Source organism: Vibrio sp. 10N.247.310.24 (assembly GCF_041467175.1).
Taxonomy (GTDB): Bacteria; Pseudomonadota; Gammaproteobacteria; order Enterobacterales; family Vibrionaceae; genus Vibrio; species Vibrio tasmaniensis_A.
Genome location: NZ_JBFSUD010000007.1, coordinates 60,107 through 76,913 on the forward strand (window position 1 = coordinate 60,107; position 16,807 = coordinate 76,913).

At 43.2% G+C, this 16,807-nt stretch carries 16 protein-coding genes; all 16 read left to right on the forward strand.

Annotation, left to right across the window (positions count from 1 at the left end):
• Positions 1-87: 87 nt before the first annotated feature.
• Complete coding sequence (gene ruvB / locus AB6E08_RS03765) at positions 88-1,104, forward strand: Holliday junction branch migration DNA helicase RuvB (RefSeq protein WP_009846372.1); 1,017 nt, start codon at positions 88-90, stop codon at positions 1,102-1,104.
• Between the two features lie 551 nt (positions 1,105-1,655).
• Entirely contained in the window at positions 1,656-3,242 is a 1,587-nt protein-coding gene (gene cydA / locus AB6E08_RS03770) for a cytochrome ubiquinol oxidase subunit I (RefSeq protein ID WP_009846373.1), read from the forward strand.
• A 13-nt stretch (positions 3,243-3,255) separates the two neighbouring features.
• Positions 3,256-4,392: a cytochrome d ubiquinol oxidase subunit II gene (cydB, locus tag AB6E08_RS03775; protein WP_009846374.1), complete on the forward strand. Its 1,137-nt coding sequence runs from the start codon at positions 3,256-3,258 to the stop codon at positions 4,390-4,392.
• Positions 4,393-4,423: 31 nt separating this feature from the next.
• Positions 4,424-4,531, forward strand: a complete 108-nt coding sequence (gene cydX, locus AB6E08_RS03780; protein ID WP_000270284.1) for a cytochrome bd-I oxidase subunit CydX — start codon at positions 4,424-4,426, stop codon at positions 4,529-4,531.
• Entirely contained in the window at positions 4,524-4,826 is a 303-nt protein-coding gene (gene ybgE, locus AB6E08_RS03785; protein ID WP_009846375.1) for a cyd operon protein YbgE, read from the forward strand. Before cydX ends, ybgE begins: the two co-directional genes overlap by 8 nt.
• A gap of 172 nt (positions 4,827-4,998) precedes the next feature.
• Positions 4,999-5,436, forward strand: coding sequence for a tol-pal system-associated acyl-CoA thioesterase (ybgC, locus tag AB6E08_RS03790; protein WP_017104273.1), 438 nt, complete (start codon positions 4,999-5,001; stop codon positions 5,434-5,436).
• A complete protein-coding gene (tolQ, locus tag AB6E08_RS03795; RefSeq protein ID WP_372065278.1) occupies positions 5,426-6,109 on the forward strand; it encodes a protein TolQ in 684 nt (227 codons plus the stop codon). The genes ybgC and tolQ overlap by 11 nt, the downstream gene beginning before the upstream one ends.
• Before the next feature lie 3 nt (positions 6,110-6,112).
• On the forward strand, positions 6,113-6,556 hold the full coding sequence (gene tolR / locus AB6E08_RS03800; protein ID WP_004736481.1) for a protein TolR: 444 nt from the start codon (positions 6,113-6,115) through the stop codon (positions 6,554-6,556).
• Positions 6,557-6,569: 13 nt separating this feature from the next.
• On the forward strand, positions 6,570-7,637 hold the full coding sequence (gene tolA / locus AB6E08_RS03805; protein ID WP_102250073.1) for a cell envelope integrity protein TolA: 1,068 nt from the start codon (positions 6,570-6,572) through the stop codon (positions 7,635-7,637).
• 12 nt (positions 7,638-7,649) lie between these two features.
• Complete coding sequence (tolB, locus tag AB6E08_RS03810; protein ID WP_009846380.1) at positions 7,650-9,002, forward strand: Tol-Pal system beta propeller repeat protein TolB; 1,353 nt, start codon at positions 7,650-7,652, stop codon at positions 9,000-9,002.
• 111 nt (positions 9,003-9,113) lie between these two features.
• Positions 9,114-9,656 (forward strand): peptidoglycan-associated lipoprotein Pal, encoded by a 543-nt coding sequence (gene pal / locus AB6E08_RS03815; protein ID WP_009846381.1) that lies wholly within the window; start codon positions 9,114-9,116, stop codon positions 9,654-9,656.
• Positions 9,657-9,689: 33 nt separating this feature from the next.
• Positions 9,690-10,472 carry a tol-pal system protein YbgF gene (gene ybgF / locus AB6E08_RS03820; protein WP_009846383.1) on the forward strand — a complete coding sequence of 261 codons (783 nt, stop codon included), beginning with the start codon at positions 9,690-9,692 and terminating at the stop codon, positions 10,470-10,472.
• Positions 10,473-10,681: 209 nt separating this feature from the next.
• Positions 10,682-11,743: a quinolinate synthase NadA gene (nadA, locus tag AB6E08_RS03825; RefSeq protein WP_009846384.1), complete on the forward strand. Its 1,062-nt coding sequence runs from the start codon at positions 10,682-10,684 to the stop codon at positions 11,741-11,743.
• Positions 11,744-12,648: 905 nt separating this feature from the next.
• The gene (locus tag AB6E08_RS03830) at positions 12,649-14,709 is read left to right on the forward strand and encodes a TonB-dependent receptor (protein WP_372065274.1); all 2,061 of its coding nucleotides are present in this window, start codon (positions 12,649-12,651) and stop codon (positions 14,707-14,709) included.
• A gap of 168 nt (positions 14,710-14,877) precedes the next feature.
• Entirely contained in the window at positions 14,878-15,693 is an 816-nt protein-coding gene (locus tag AB6E08_RS03835; RefSeq protein WP_012603634.1) for a siderophore-interacting protein, read from the forward strand.
• 117 nt (positions 15,694-15,810) lie between these two features.
• Positions 15,811-16,794, forward strand: a complete 984-nt coding sequence (gene fepB, locus AB6E08_RS03840; RefSeq protein WP_017104269.1) for a Fe2+-enterobactin ABC transporter substrate-binding protein — start codon at positions 15,811-15,813, stop codon at positions 16,792-16,794.
• Positions 16,795-16,807: the final 13 nt, after the last annotated feature.

Here is a 16,807-nt window from a genome sequence, read left to right on the forward strand (position 1 = left end):
TCGACAAAATAGACTCATTCACTTTGCCTTTACACTGAATCAAGAAGCGCAGAGTCAACAAGAGCATAGTTAGGAATAGCAGAATTTATGATTGAAGCCGATCGCCTTATTGCACCGGACAACCCAGTATTCAAAGATGAAGATGTCATTGATCGTGCAATACGCCCTAAAGCACTGGCTGACTATCAAGGTCAGGATCACGTCCGTGGTCAGATGGAAATTTTCATCAAAGCAGCACAAATGCGTAATGAGGCGCTCGATCATCTGTTGATATTTGGTCCTCCAGGCTTGGGCAAAACTACATTGGCAAACATTGTTGCTAATGAAATGGATGTGAACATTCGTACTACTTCAGGACCTGTATTAGAAAAAGCAGGTGACTTGGCCGCATTGCTGACCAACCTTGAAGAAAATGATGTTCTATTCATTGATGAGATCCACCGCCTTAGTCCTGTGGTTGAAGAGGTGTTGTACCCGGCAATGGAAGATTACCAATTAGATATCATGATTGGTGAAGGCCCAGCGGCACGTTCTATCAAGATCGACCTCCCTCCTTTCACTTTGATTGGCGCAACCACTCGTGCTGGTTCACTGACATCGCCGTTGCGTGACCGTTTCGGTATTACTCAGCGTCTTGAGTACTATAAAGTTGAAGATTTACAAAACATCGTTCAACGAAGTGCTGATTGTCTTGGTCTTTCTATGGAATCGCAAGGGGCGTTAGAAGTTGCTCGTCGAGCTCGTGGTACGCCACGTATTGCTAACCGTTTGCTGCGCCGTGTTCGTGACTATGCGGAAGTGAAAGGCGATGGACATATTTGCCCAGAGGTTGCTGATAAAGCGCTAAACATGTTGGATGTCGATGCTAAAGGTTTCGACTACATGGATAGGAAGCTTTTGCTGGCGATTATGGAGAAGTTTGGTGGTGGCCCTGTTGGTATCGACAACATGGCTGCGGCGATTGGTGAAGAGAGAGATACCATAGAAGATGTGTTAGAACCTTACTTGATTCAGCAAGGTTATCTACAAAGAACGCCAAGAGGTCGAATCGCGACCGACAGAGCGTATTTACACTTCGGCATCGATAAACCATCTAATCGTTAATTTATTCATTTTTAAAGATCCCAGTTGCATAAGCGCTGGGATTTTTTGCTTTCTATTGAATAACAACTCTTTGAGCGAGTCGATAAAAAAGCTGAATAGCTCCATTAAAAATGAAAACTTTGATTTCACGTTTGAATTGAGTAACAAAAAATGAAATAAGCTGTCATGTTTTTTGTTAATACTTTATGGGTAGTTGTAATTCATATGTTGATGCGGTGCTGAGCTTTTGTCACAGATATCATATGCTGCTATTAATAGAGACATAATTGGTGTGATTTTAATCATAACTGTTCAAAAATAACTCTAATTTGCTTGAATAAAATTGATACAAATCAACGCAAGGTTCTCCTATAAACCTTTTGAAACATACTGATTTTACCAGTAATATTAGCGCCAGCTATATTAGCTCATGCTTAACAATAATCTAACTATAACGGTACGTTTTTACTACAAATTTCAATTTGTAATAACAATCTCACGAATTGTTTTAACACGGATTTTTGCGGTGAATAATCACACAAGTGTCATTCAGCCGACACAAAGGAGTTACCATGATTGATGTTGTTGATCTGTCGCGATTGCAATTTGCATTTACAGCGATGTATCACTTCCTATTTGTTCCACTGACTTTAGGTATGGCATTTCTACTTGCCATTATGGAGTCAGTTTATGTAATGACTGGCAAGCAAATTTACAAGGACATGACTAAGTTCTGGGGTAAATTGTTTGGTATTAACTTTGCTCTTGGTGTAGCGACAGGCTTAACCATGGAGTTCCAGTTCGGTACTAACTGGTCATACTATTCTCACTATGTTGGCGACATCTTTGGTGCTCCGCTGGCTATCGAAGCGCTTGTTGCATTCTTCCTAGAGTCTACTTTTGTTGGTCTTTTCTTCTTCGGTTGGGACAGATTGTCAAAGCGTCAACACTTAGCGGTAACGTGGTTAGTAGCACTTGGTTCTAACTTCTCTGCGCTTTGGATCTTGGTAGCTAACGGCTGGATGCAAAACCCAGTGGGTGCAGAATTTAACTTTGAAACTATGCGTATGGAAATGGTGAGCTTCGCTGAAGTTGTACTAAACCCAGTAGCACAGGTTAAATTCGTACACACAGTAGCGTCTGGTTACACAACGGGTGCAATGTTCATCCTTGGTATCAGCTCATACTACATTCTTAAAGGTCGTGACCTTGCCTTTGCTCGTCGCTCTTTTGCGATTGCAGCATCTTTCGGTATGGCGGCAATCTTGTCAGTAATCGTGCTAGGTGATGAATCTGGTTACGAGCTTGGTGAAGTTCAAAAAGTGAAGCTAGCAGCTATTGAAGCTGAATGGCACACTGAAGAAGCACCGGCCGCGTTCACTGTATTTGGTGTTCCAAACCAAGAAACCATGCACACAGACTACGCAATTAAGATCCCTTACGTTATGGGTATTATTGCAACACGTTCTTTTGATACAGAAGTAACAGGACTACGTGACTTGCGCGACGATCACGTTGATCGTATTCGTACCGGTATGTATGCGTATGAGTTGCTTGAAAAGCTACGTGGTGGTGATCGTTCAGAAGAGAACAAAGCAGCATTTGATGAAGTAAAAGGTGATCTAGGTTACGGACTGCTTCTTAAGCGCTATACAGACGACGTTGTTGATGCAACAGAAGACCAAATCCAAATGGCTGCGGATGATTCTATCCCAACAGTTTGGCCTCTATTCTGGTCGTTCCGTCTGATGGTTGCTTGTGGCTTCATCATGCTGTTTGTATTCGGTGCGGCGTTTGTTCAAACGTGTCGTCAGAAGATCGAACAGAAACCATGGGTACTTAAAGCGGCGCTATTCTCAATCCCACTACCTTGGATTGCGATTGAAGCAGGTTGGTTTGTTGCTGAATTTGGTCGTCAACCATGGGCGGTAGGTGAAATCCTGCCGGTTAACGTTGCTGCATCAGCACTGACTATTGAACAGCTTTGGACTTCTCTATTTGCAATTCTTGCACTGTACACAGTGTTCTTGATTGCTGAAGTTTACCTAATGCTGAAATTCGCACGTAAAGGTCCAAGTAGCTTAAAGACAGGCCGTTACCACTTTGAACAAAACGATAACTCTGTTGAAGACAAAGTTAGCCGTTCAGTCGAAGTATAAGTGAGGGAATATTATGTTTGATTACGAAAGCTTACGACTTATTTGGTGGGTATTGATCGGTGTTCTACTGGTTGGTTTCGCCGTAACTGACGGCTTTGACATGGGTGTTGCTGCTCTTTCACCGGTTATCGGTAAGAGCGACACTGAACGTCGTATTATGCTAAACACGATTGCCCCTCACTGGGATGGCAACCAAGTATGGCTAATTACGGCGGGTGGTGCATTGTTCGCTGCATGGCCATTGGTTTACGCAACGTCGTTTTCTGGTTTCTACTTTGCAATGTACGTGACGCTAGCAGCACTTTGGCTACGTCCACTTGCTCTTGATTACCGTTCAAAGATTGAAGAGCCAAAATGGCGTAAGGCATGGGACTACGCACTTTGCTTTAGTGGCACAGTTCCGCCAATCATCTTTGGTGTAGCATTTGGTAACTTACTGCAAGGTGTTCCATTCGAACTGAACTACCTGATGATGTCTAAGTATCATGGTACGTTCTTCGCTCTGCTAAACCCGTTTGCATTACTATGTGGCGTGTTGGCTCTGATGTTGTTCGTGATGCAAGGTGCAACATGGCTTCAAATGAAGACAACAGAAGAACTGCACAGCCGCGCACGTAACGTTGCTCAGATCACTGGCCTAATTGCTATTGCTCTGTTCGTTATCGGTGGTTTCTGGGTTCAATCTATCGAAGGCTATGTAATTACAAGCACGATAGACACGTTTGCTGATTCAAACCCACTAAATAAAGAAGTATCACTTCAAGTTGGTGCTTGGATGACAAACTTCGAAACGTATCCAGCAATGTGGGCTGCGCCGATTCTTGGTGTAGTAATGCCACTACTTGCTGTGATTGCATCTCGCTTTGAGCGTGGTGGTTTCGCATTCTTGTTCTCAAGCCTATCTAACGCTGGTGTTATTCTAACGGCTGGTTTTGCAATGTTCCCATTCGTAATGCCATCAAGCCTGAACCCTAACCATAGTTTGACTATGTGGGATTCAACAGCAAGTGAGCTAACGCTTGGTCTTATGACTGGAGTTGCGGCGGTAATGGTTCCTGTGATTCTTGGCTACACAACGTGGACATACTACAAAATGTTCGGTCGTCTAGATAAGAAACACATCGAAGATAACGACGTTTCAGCTTACTAAGCTAGAAGTTAAATAACTTAGGAGAAATTTTATGTGGTATTTCGCATGGATTTTGGGTGTACTTCTAGCATGTGCATTCGGCATCATCAATGCTCTATGGTTAGAGCATTCAGAAATGATGGATAAAGACAGTGAGTAATCTCGCAGAGCAAATCGCTAAACTGCATCAACCAATGGATAAGACTCTGTTAAGAGCTTTATCTCTAGTATTGGGGTTCATGCATGTAGGTTTAGTGATGTGGGAACCTGAAGCGTATGCGACAAGTATCGGTGGCTTTAACGCGATCATCGGGCCAATGTTCATTTGGGCAGCATGTTCAAGCATGGTTTACGGTATCGGATTTAAGCCGAGAGCTTGGATGTGGCAACTACTGTTCAGCCCATACGTTTCACTCACAATTTTGCTCTACCTAACGGTGCTGCGCCTTTTATAAAAGGCAAAGGATTTAGGTTCATAACGACGTGAACCTTTATACTTGTTGGGTTTTTAGCCAAAAAGAGGTCATCTTATACAGATGGCCTTTTTTTTCGTCTCTTAAATCAAAAAATTCACAGCGATATACTATTAATGATAAGGAGTTAGGTTATAGTGAGATCTTTATCGTTTTGAATTGTGGTATCAAATTGCAGGGATTATCTAAGCCATTTACGTGGCCAGTGACAGTGTATTACGAAGACACCGATGCAGGTGGTGTTGTATACCATTCAAACTATCTTAAGTTTTTCGAACGCGCTCGAACTGAGATGTTGCGCTCAATTGGCGTCTCTCAGCAAGTCTTGTTAGAACAAAATATCGGTTTTGTAGTCCGACATATGGACATCGATTTTATTCAAGGTGCGCGCCTTGATGATTCTTTACAAGTCATTACAAATATTTACGAGTTGAAGCGAGCTACCTTAGTCTTCTGTCAAGAGATCGTAAATCCTGATGGCAAAGCATTGTGTAAAGCAATGGTTAAGGTAGCATGTATCGACAATCAAAAAATGAAACCCAAAGCAATGCCAACATTTATTCTCACGGAGCTAACGAATAGTGACTGCTGAAATCTCAATCTTAGGCCTAATTTTAGAAGCTAGCTTACTAGTTAAGATGGTCATGCTAATTCTCATGGGCATGTCTGTTGTTTCTTGGGCGATGATCATCAAACGAAGCAAAGTATTATCTCAAGCTACTAAACAAACTGACGTGTTTGAAGATAAGTTCTGGTCTGGTGTTGATCTCGCTAAATTGTATCAGGAGAGTAATAAGCGCAAAGACGAACTCTCTGGTACTGAAGAGATTTTCTACGCCGGCTTTACTGAGTTCGCTCGCCTTCGTAAATCGAATGCAACATCACCTGACTTCATTATGGAAGGCACTGGCCGTGCGATGCGCGTTGCCGTTGCTCGTGAAGTCGATGAACTAGAAACTAACTTACCTTTCTTGGCGACTGTTGGCTCTATCAGCCCATACATCGGCCTATTTGGTACGGTTTGGGGCATCATGCACTCATTCATCGCGTTAGGTGAAGTGAAGCAGGCGACGCTCGCAATGGTTGCCCCTGGTATTGCAGAAGCACTGATCGCAACAGCAATGGGTCTATTCGCTGCGATTCCAGCAGTAATGGCGTACAACCGCTTCAGCAGCCGAGTAGGCAAGCTAGAGCACAACTACGCGACTTTCTCTGAAGAGTTTCACAGTATTCTTCACCGTCAAGCGATGGCTGGCAGGGAATAATAGATGGCCGGATACCAACCTAAAAAACGCAAAATGACAGCAGAGATTAACGTTGTACCTTACATCGACGTTATGCTTGTTTTGCTGATCATTTTTATGGTGACTTCGCCATTCGTTACTCAAGGCGTAGATGTTGAATTGCCTAAGGCTTCAACGGCTCAGTCTGCACAAGATCTATTGGGTGACGACAATGCGAGCTTTATTATCGTTGAAGTGAACAAAGACGGTGAGCTTGGTTTGAGTGTGAACAACGAAGAAGTACAGCGTGGTTTATCGATGGAAGACATTATCGTCCGAGTGAAAGCTGAGCTGTCTCTTAAGCCAAACTCTCCAGTGGCTGTTGGTGGTGATGCCGCAACGCCTTACGCTGAAGTGGTTTTATTACTTGATGAATTAAGCCGTGCAGGTGTGCCAAAGGTTGGCCTATTAACGGATATAAGGGAATAGCTCCGTAGCATTCATGAAAGCGAATAATAAGAAATCCAATAATTTTAGATCACCGCTTCTTATCTCTCTTGGGCTGCACGTCATCTTATTCGTTGCGCTTATTTGGGGGGCGGATTTCACGATGTCGGAACCAAAGCCTACTGGGCAGATGGTTCAAGCAGTGGTGATTGATCCTCAGTTGGTTCGCCAACAAGCTCAACAGATTCGTCAACAAAGAGAAGCGGCGAGCAAAAAAGAGCAAGAGCGTTTAGATAAACTAAGACGTGAAAGCGAACGACTTGAAAAAAATCGTAAAGCTGAAGAAGAGAACATTCGAAAGCTGAAAGAAAAGCAAGCTAAAGAAGCCAAAGCGGCTCGCGACGCGGAAAAGCGTCGAGTTGAAAATGAAAAGCAACGTAAAGTTGAAGAGGCTCGCTTAAAACAAGAGAAAAAGAAAGCCGCTAAAGCAGAAGCTGATCGTAAGTTGAAAGAAGCCGCGGTTGTGAAAGCAGAGAAAGAACGCAAGGCAAAAGAAGCGGCCATTGCTAAAGCTGAACAAGAACGCGTGGCGAAAGAAAAAGCCGCGAAAGAGGCCGCTGAAAAAGCCCGTAAAGAAAAAGAAGCCGCTGAGCGTGCTGAGAAACAACGTATAGCGAAAGAGAAAGAAGCGGCAGCCGCAGCAGAAAAAGCTCGTAAAGCGAAAGAAGCTGCAGCAAGAGCGGAGAAAGAGCGTAAACAGCAAGAAGCGGCATTGAATGATATTTTTGCTGGGCTTGAAACTGAAGCGACTCAAAACTCTTCAGCTAGACAACAATTTATTAGTGATGAAGCGCAGCGTTATGGTGCTATCTATACCCAACTCATTCAACAAAACTTGTTGTTAGAAGACAGCTACAGAGGTCGTTCATGTCGAGTGAACCTAAAGCTTATTCCAACGGGATCTAATGCGATATTAGGTAGATTGAGTATCTTAGATGGTGACAGTCGCTTATGTGCGGCAACGAAGCGTGCGGTAGCACAAGTGCAATCTTACCCGTTACCTAAGGACCCAGACATTATAAAATCACTGAAAGACATTAACTTAACTGTATCACCAGAGTAAAAGGACGAACTTGTGTTAAAGAAACTATTACTGAGTTTTGTTTTCTTAATAGCTACAAGCAGCCAGTTTGCCCATGCGGCACTGGAGCTGGTTATTACAGATGGTATTAACTCTGCACGACCTATCGCTATTGTTCCTTTCCGTTGGGAAGGCGCAGGACCATTGCCGCACGATGTGTCAGCAGTTATCGCTTCTGACTTGCAACGCAGTGGTAAATTTAGCCCAGTTGCGACAAGTAAAATGCCTCAAACGCCTTACAGCGAAACCGAGGTGAATTTTGATGCTTGGACTAACCTAGGTGTTGATTCACTGCTAACAGGTAGCATCACTAAAAATGCCGAAGGGCAGTATGTGGTGAACTACCAACTGATCGACATTGTTCGTGGTCAACTGACTAAAGGGCAAAGCCGTGCACTAAGCGATGAAGGCCAATTAGTACTTTCTAAAGATCATGTGCTGTTCAACAAGAAAGCGACAGTGCCAGGTAAACGCTTGAGAGAGTACGCACACCGAATCTCTGATTTAGTGTATGAAGAGCTAACGGGTGAGAAAGGGGCGTTTCTAACGCGTATTTCTTACGTAGTTGTGAACGACAAAGACAAATACCCGTACCAGCTTCGTGTTGCTGACTACGACGGCTTTAACGAGCGTTTGGTGCTTCGTTCTAAGCAACCTCTTATGTCACCAGCATGGTCGCCAGACGGTAAGAAGCTTGCGTATGTGAGTTTCCAAAATGGCCAAGCTGAAATATTCATAATGAATATTTACACGGGTGAGCGCGAGAAAGTGACGTCATACCCTCGTCATAATGGTGCGCCAAGATTCTCGCCAGATGGTAAAACATTGGCGTTGGTATTGTCGAAAACAGGCAGTCTTCAGGTGTACACACTCGACCTTGCTAGCCGTAAGCTGACTCAAATTACCCGCGGTCGTTCTAACAATACTGAACCATTCTGGCACCCAGATGGCAAGTCTCTAATTTTCACATCTGATCGTGGTGGTAAACCACAGATTTATAATGTAAATTTGTCAAATAATTCGACATCTCGTATTACTTGGCAAGGTAGCCAAAACTTAGGTGGCCAGATCACCCCTGACGGACGATTCCTGATTATGGTTAATCGTAGCAATTCGGGTTTTAACTTGGCTAAACAAGATTTGGAAACCGGTGCGGTTCAGGTGCTAACAAAAACATTGTTAGATGAATCTCCAAGTATTGCACCGAATGGAGGTATGGTTATCTATAGCTCTATTTACAATAAAACAAACGTACTATCGATGGTTTCTATCGACGGTCGTTTTAAGGCTAGATTACCGGCAACGAACGGACGCGTAAGAGCGCCTTCGTGGTCACCGTTTCTCTAGTTGATTTGATACATTCTTTTAGCTATTGATAGTGTTAACTATTGTGGCATTTAACTATCTATAGCACTTAGTCGCTGTAGAAACTAAGTTTGATAACGTAAGGAAAAAAAGATGCAACTTAACAAAGTTCTTAAAGGCTTGATGATTGCACTACCAGTGATGGCAGTAACGGCATGTAGCTCAACTGATGAAGCAACTTCTGCAACATCTGGCACAGAAAGCAACCAAACAACTTCAGGTTCAGAAGGCAACGTAGATACAACTGTTGTAACGCCAATTGACGCTAACGGTCAACTGTCTGAGCAAGAGCTTAAAGAGCAAGCGCTACGCGAAACTCAAACAATCTACTTCGCATTCGATAACTCTACTATCGCTGGCGACTACGAAGAAATGCTTGCAGCTCACGCAGCATACCTAGTTAAGAACGTTGATATGAACGTTACTGTTGAAGGTCATGCTGATGAGCGCGGTACTCCTGAGTACAACATCGCACTTGGTGAGCGTCGTGCACAAGCTGTAGCGAAATACCTACAAGCTCTAGGTGTTCAAGCAGACCAAATCTCTATCGTAAGCTACGGTGAAGAGAAGCCACTTCTTCTAGGTCAATCTGAAGACGTGTACGCTAAAAACCGTCGTGCAGTACTAGTTTACTAATTTCAGTAGGCTATATAATTGAGGAATTGCCTCATGTTCAGTAACACAAAGCGAGTCATTTTGCTTTCGTTACTGGCAAGTGCAGCGAACACTACGTTCGCTGCACCAGCTCCAGTATCCGATCTCAATAGCACCGCAACAAATTCATCATCTTCCTCTCGATCAGCATCTAACGAATCAGATATTGAGCGTTTAGAGCGCTTGCTTCAAAATCGTAATCTCGTTCAGCTTCAAATGCAGCAGCAAATCGACGATATGTCACTGGAGATCAGTGAACTTCGTGGTGAGTTGGAGCGAAACAGCTACGATATGAAACAAATGCTCGAGCGCCAACGTGAATTGTTCATTGAACTGGATCGTGTGAGAGGCGAGGTGAAAGCAGCAGGAACAGCAACGGTAGCAGTAGCAGCGAGCGAAGGCTCTAAGGATGCTTCTGGTACGTTCAGTACTGATGTTGATGAGCAAACCGCTTATCAAAATGCTGTAGATATGATTCTAAAGCAACGAGACTACACGGGTGCGATTGCAGCATTCCAAAAGTTTCAAAAAGACTTCCCAGACTCGACCTTCACGCCTAACACCCATTATTGGTTAGGTCAGCTTTATTTCGCTAAAAAGCAAGATAAGGAAGCTGTGAAGAGCTTTGCCGCTGTTGTGTCATACAAAGACTCCAACAAGCGCTCTGATGCTCTGGTTAAGCTTGGTGACATAGCTACGCGTAACAACAACGCGACGCAAGCTAAGAAATATTACCAGCAAGTTGTAACCGAGTATCCAAACAGTGCTTCGGCTAAAGTGGCTAAAACCCACTTGTAAACAAAATAGGGGTGCTCAGGTACCTCTTTTTTATATCTGATCACTTTCGTTTTGTGTCTACTTCTCTTCTTTGTAATGCCAACGCATCGCTTTGTTTATGCGTTTTAAGCATTAGTTAGTCATCGCTTGAAACCAATCCTTTTTGATCCCAATCGCTGTCCTGTGTAGAATACTCTAATTCTCGGAAGAAGTTGCGTAGAGCAAGAGCAATGAGTCATATACTAGATAAAATCGATACAGTTTACCCGTTTCCGCCTAAGCCAGTTCCACTGAGCGACGCTCAGAAGCAGGCCCACATCGCAAACATCAAAACACTACTTCAAGAAAAAGATGCAGTTCTAATTGCACACTACTACACAGATCCTGAAATTCAGGCCCTGGCTGAAGCAACTGGTGGTTTTGTTGGCGATTCATTAGAAATGGCTAAGTTTGGTAACCGCCATTCGGCAAGCACTTTGATCATCGCTGGCGTTCGTTTTATGGGGGAGTCAGCAAAGATTCTTACACCTGAAAAACGCATTCTAATGCCAACACTAGAAGCTGAATGTTCTCTTGATCTTGGCTGTCCTGCAGACAAGTTTACAGAATTTTGTGATGCTCACCCTGACCATACAGTGGTTGTATACGCGAATACCTCTGCGGCTGTTAAGGCTCGTGCAGACTGGGTAGTTACGTCGAGCATCGCTCTAGAAATCGTTGAAAGCCTAGACGCTGAAGGCAAACCCATTATTTGGGGTCCAGACCGTCACCTAGGTTCTTACATCGCAAATCAAACTGGCGCTGACATGCTGCTTTGGCAAGGTGAGTGTATTGTTCATGACGAGTTCTCAGCTGATGCTTTGAAGAAAATGAAATCAGTATACCCAGAAGCGGCTATTTTGGTTCACCCAGAATCACCAGCAAGCGTGGTTGAACTGGCTGACGCTGTTGGTTCAACAAGTCAACTGATCAAGAAAGCAAAAGAGCTGCCTCATCCACAGATGATTGTCGCGACTGACAAAGGTATCTTCTTCAAAATGCAGCAACTGGTTCCTGAAAAAGAACTGATTGAAGCGCCGACAGCAGGTGCCGGTGCAACTTGTCGAAGCTGCGCGCACTGTCCTTGGATGGCAATGAACGGCCTTGAAGCGATTGAAAATGCGCTTGAGAATGGTGGCGAGCAACACGAGATCTTCGTTTCTGACGAACTGCGCGTGAAGTCCCTTATCCCATTGAACCGCATGCTAGATTTTGCTGAGCAGCTTAACGTGCAAGTGAAAGGCAACGCTTAATCTAATGACGTGAGGTTATAAATAATCCAATATTTATAACTATGCAGTCTTTATAATGTGGTGCATTTGTCATCATTAAAAAACCAGCCGCAGTGCTGGTTTTTTTGTATCTGAATATTAGCCTCTATCTAGTCTGACTAGTAGCTGCTGTTTGCATTAGATATGTACCAATCGTAGCAAATACCACTATTAGTAATAGCTATCAGTTAATAAGTCCTGATTTTTATGGACATGGTAAGTTTGAGACAGAGTGTTCACGAGCCAGTATCAGCGAGATGGTCAGTCCGCACGAGCGCTTTAGCAGGAGAGCAATATTCGATTATTGGTGTCAGTGATAGCGGAATTGCAGGCTACCGCTTAACTATTCAAGAGATGAGTAGGATTACGTACTCAGCCTGCTAATCATTTGCTCAAGTACCTCTCTAAAGCTCTTAACTCTGTCTCAGATTAACTCTACATAAGCTTAATACTGTCTTATTTTTAATTTTTCTTCCCTTCTTCATGAATAGGGCGTCTCGTTAGGTGCTCGAACCATCAAAAATCAGAATTCTCAATTCAAGTTAATTAATGACAGTGATAATTATTATCAATATTAAATGAGAATGCTTTACATTTAAATATGCAACCGATAAGGTACGGTTGAAAATTCGTCAGGTCATTGAAAGGGAAATCATTTTTCAATTTATTCGTTGAGTGACTTAGGGCTTGTTCAATGTGACGGTTTTCAGTCGGAATTTTGGCTCATGTATTAAAGCAGTGGTCAATAAGGAGCTAAGGAAGCACAGCTTATACTCATTTTGAGTTGTTGCGTTTTCAACACCTTTTGAATGTCTTCCCTAGTTTTCATTATAAATGCCGTTACATGAGCCCACCTAAAGTTAATGCTTAATCAAGGAGAATTTTAAATGACAGCATTACGCCCCGCGACAGTGAATGAGCTAGGAAATAGCAGATTCAAACTTCGCACCTTATCTGCAATCATCATGGGACTTAGTGTAAGTGGTCAAGCTTTTGCAGCGACAAACAATAATAATGAAACTACCACTAACGAAGACAAAACTACTTTTGAAGTTACCGTGTATGGCGAAAAAATAGAACGTTCGATTTATGATACAGGCTCAAGCGTGCATGTGTATGATGAAGATCGTATCGCGAGTACTCCAGGCGCATCTGAGGTCGACGATCTGCTGCAGTTAACACCAAACATTGTGGATTCAGGGCAGGGTAATAACCTACCATCGATTCGTGGTGTTGATGGTTCTGGACCTTCTATTGGCGGGTTGGCTGCTTTTGGTGGCTCCGTGCCAAGGTTGAACCTTTCAATTGATGGACGTTCACTCAGCTATTCTGAAGTTGCGTTTGGCCCTCGTTCTTTATGGGATATGCAGCAAGCGGAAATTTATCTTGGACCGCAAAGCTACGTTCAAGGCCGAAATGCATCTGCGGGTGCTATCGTTTTAAAATCTAATGATCCGACTTACGATTTTGAGAGCAAAGTAAAGGCTGCTATTGGTCAGCAAGACTATTCTCAAACCGCAGCGGTTATCTCGGCGCCAATACTAGAAGATCAACTGGCCTTCAGATTGAGTGTTGATCAACAAAAACGCAGTAGTTACGCAGACCTTACTGCTTATGAACCAGTCGGTGACCCTAATCGCATTGAAATGACGACAGCTCGTGGTAAATTTTTGCTAGAGCCAGCAGGCCTTCCTGGGTTCAAAACCACGTTAACGATTGCCCATATGGATACTGTGGGACCTCAATCTGAATCTCAACAAACAAAGATCAATAGAGCTGTTTACGAAACTCAGTCAACAAGCGGCATTTGGGATGTATCTTATGACATCTCAGATACGTTAGTGTTTGAAAATAATTTGATCTACACCGAGCGCACTTACGACCGAATCACTGACCCTGCAGGCAGAAAGCAGGATTTCAAATCCAAAGGTAATGAGTTCCAAATAGAGCCTTTGGTTCGATTTGATTCCCTTAGCGAAGATCTCTCTGGTTTGTTTGGTTTACGCTACTTCAAATCTGAAGATGACGATGTATTTGAACAGACTGGGTCATCTATACCAATGGAAGGCAAAAACCGTGCTATGTCGGCATTCGCTGAAGTGACGTACTTGGTGATGCCGAGCATCGAAGTTGTAGCGGCAGGGCGATTCGAACGCGAAAGCAAAAAACGCTATGTTGCCCCGGGTCGTTTTGGCTTAGATTATGATGAAACATCAAATGTATTCCTTCCCAAGCTTGAAGTTGCCTATAAGCCTGAATCAGACCAAACCGTGGGTATCCGAGCAGCTAAGGGCTTTAACTCTGGAGGTGGCGGCGTTGGCTTCAATAACAAAACGTGGGCATTTTCTTCATATACGTACGAAGACGAATACGTTTGGAACTATGAATTCTTCACTCGCCATAGTCTGCTAGATAATGAACTTGAGTTAACAACTAACGTCTTCTACAACGACTACGATAATTTCCAAGTTCTGGAGACTTCATCAAAAGGTGATGTGAAAGTTGATAATGTTGATGAAGCATATACCTACGGTGCAGAACTAGGAAGCCGTTGGTTAACGACATCAAATCTAGAACTATTGGCTTCACTTGGTTTGTTGAAAACAAGCTACAAAGATCATGCTAATAGCTCAAAAGAACTCGCTCGAGCCCCTTCTTTGACGGCAAGCTTCGGTGCTTTATACATGTTTGCTGAGAATTTCGAATTGAGTGGTAATGCGAATTACACTGGAGATTACTTCAGTGACGTTGAAAACTCAGCTAACCAGAGTATTGATGCTTACTGGGTTGCAAATGCACAAGTTGCCTATGTGTTTACTAACGGACGTATGTCTTTATTCGCTACAAACTTGTTTGATTCTGAAAAAGAAACATTCAATTTTGGTGGAGACGATATTACGAAGCAAGCACCTCGCCAAATTGGTGGTTCAGTAGAATTGTACTTCTAATCGGTTAGATATAAGAAAACGCCTTGCTCAAAACAAGGCGTTTATTTTGAAATCATTAGCATGGAAAGTGGCGAAGACCCTATGAGTAAAACTCTGAACATTAGGAGAGGCTCCCACCAAAGTCATGCTTTCCTCTCAATACTGTAGATCTCTTTAAGAGGAAAATTGATGAGCGATCAACCAGTGCGTTTACATCCGATGTTGTTGGACTTTGTTCGTAAGGAGAAGATCTCAAAGCATCTACTGCGAGTAACTGTTACGGGCGACTCTTTAAAAGGGTTCCCTGAAGATCAAAATGGTACACACATAAAAGTGTTTTTCCCCAATAGAGCTAGTGGGATATTGCAGTTACCTTACCGAGAAGGTGAAACTGTGATTTGGCCTGAGCATAAACCCGTGCCCCGAGCCTATACCGTAAGAAAGTATCGAGCTGATGTGAATGAGCTTGATATCGATTTCGTGATCCACGGAACCGATTCTCCCGGCGGCGGGTGGGCAATTAAAGCAGAACAAGGTTTCCAAATTGGCCTTGTAGGTCCTGCTGGGCCTGACCCATTACTTGAACCCGCAGATTGGCATATTATTGCGGGAGACTTAACAGCAGTACCAGCCATTAGTGCGATTTTGGAGAGCCTTCCCTCTGACACTCAAGGCTATGTATTTATCGAGATAGAGGATGCCGCAGATAAGCATGATATTCAGCATCCGCAAGGTCTGGTTCTGAAGTGGCTAATTAGAGACGAAAATAGCGATCAATCTCTATTGAGCGAAGCTATTTCCGGCTTAATTGCACCGAATGGATCTCACTCGCTTTCGGCTTTCATTGCGGGTGAAAATGAAAGCGTGATTGCGTGTCGTAAAGCGCTTAAACAAGAGTACAAGCTGTCTAAAAAAGATATGTATGCGATTCCTTACTGGAAACGAGGTAAGGATGAAGAAGCGTACCATGATGAACGTCATGAAGTTATGGATGAAGAGTACTAATCAGCTTTATTGAAGTTATTCGATAGATGTTTCAGCCATGATTTTTCTGATTTAGTAATCACCACAGCAAGTCCATCTTAATAATTAAACTCAGACTAAATGAAGTGCAAGTAGTAAATGAGAATCAATGTAATTTTTAAAATCAATATTGTGTTTAAGTTCGTTGTTGTTTTTTTGATTTCAGCTTCGGCTTCTGTTTTCGCAGAAACCGAAATGACATATCAAAATACTTATCCCAAGACTTTCGTCAATGCGGATGGCTCACAGACAGTGATCCCATCTAAACCGACTCGAATCCTTTCTACCTCGGTGACGATTAGCGGGACGCTACTGGCTATTGATGCTCCTTTAGCCGCAACAGCACTCACTTATGAAGGAAAGTTTTTTAGTCAATGGGCAGATATTGCTGAACAGAGAAGCGTGGAAAAGGCATGGCCTGCCGGCAGCGTTGATTTAGAATCTGCCTATATCTATGAACCTGATTTGATTGTTGTAGCATGGCGCGGTGGTGATTCGGCGAGAGATCAAATAGCTGAATTTAAGCAAATAGCACCAACCATTATTTTGGATTACACCGCACAATCATGGCAAGACTTGGCTTTGAGGCTTGGACAGGCGACAGGGTTAGAAGAACAAGCCCAACAAAAAATTAGCCAGTTTGAGTTGTTCGTTAACCAGAGTAAAAACAAGCTACAGATACCAGAAGGCGAAACCAATATTGTGGCGTATTTTGGACCTGGAGCAACCAATGCTATCGCATTAGAGGACGGCGTTCATGCCGACTTGCTCATTGACCTCGGTTTCAAAATGGAAGTGCAAAATCGTCAATGGCATGACAACACCGTGCCTTTATCAGATTTTATGCGAGTCCACTTTGAACTGCTGACTCAACTTAAAGCTGATACAACATTTTTGCTAGAAGCGAGTGATGATAGCGCTAATCGATTTATGCACGACCCAATCCTGATCAACCTTCCGTCCGTCCGGAATAAACAAGTCTTTGGTTTAGGTGAAAATTCATTTCGTATCGATATGTATAGTGCTACTGAAATCGTTAACGACATTGTTCAGCTTTTTGAACGAGATACAAATGCAGGTTAATGGCTAATGCCGA

What these genes read in the sequence shown, in the direction of transcription:
- ruvB (WP_009846372.1), top strand. Translation starts at nt 88, where the DNA reads ATGATTGAAGCCGATCGCCTTATTGCACCGGACAACCCAGTATTCAAA.
- cydA (WP_009846373.1), top strand. Translation starts at nt 1,656, where the DNA reads ATGATTGATGTTGTTGATCTGTCGCGATTGCAATTTGCATTTACAGCG.
- cydB (WP_009846374.1), top strand. Translation starts at nt 3,256, where the DNA reads ATGTTTGATTACGAAAGCTTACGACTTATTTGGTGGGTATTGATCGGT.
- cydX (WP_000270284.1), top strand. Translation starts at nt 4,424, where the DNA reads ATGTGGTATTTCGCATGGATTTTGGGTGTACTTCTAGCATGTGCATTC.
- tolR (WP_004736481.1), top strand. Translation starts at nt 6,113, where the DNA reads ATGGCCGGATACCAACCTAAAAAACGCAAAATGACAGCAGAGATTAAC.
- tolA (WP_102250073.1), top strand. Translation starts at nt 6,570, where the DNA reads ATGAAAGCGAATAATAAGAAATCCAATAATTTTAGATCACCGCTTCTT.
- pal (WP_009846381.1), top strand. Translation starts at nt 9,114, where the DNA reads ATGCAACTTAACAAAGTTCTTAAAGGCTTGATGATTGCACTACCAGTG.
- ybgF (WP_009846383.1), top strand. Translation starts at nt 9,690, where the DNA reads ATGTTCAGTAACACAAAGCGAGTCATTTTGCTTTCGTTACTGGCAAGT.
- nadA (WP_009846384.1), top strand. Translation starts at nt 10,682, where the DNA reads ATGAGTCATATACTAGATAAAATCGATACAGTTTACCCGTTTCCGCCT.
- AB6E08_RS03830 (WP_372065274.1), top strand. Translation starts at nt 12,649, where the DNA reads ATGACAGCATTACGCCCCGCGACAGTGAATGAGCTAGGAAATAGCAGA.
- AB6E08_RS03835 (WP_012603634.1), top strand. Translation starts at nt 14,878, where the DNA reads ATGAGCGATCAACCAGTGCGTTTACATCCGATGTTGTTGGACTTTGTT.
- fepB (WP_017104269.1), top strand. Translation starts at nt 15,811, where the DNA reads ATGAGAATCAATGTAATTTTTAAAATCAATATTGTGTTTAAGTTCGTT.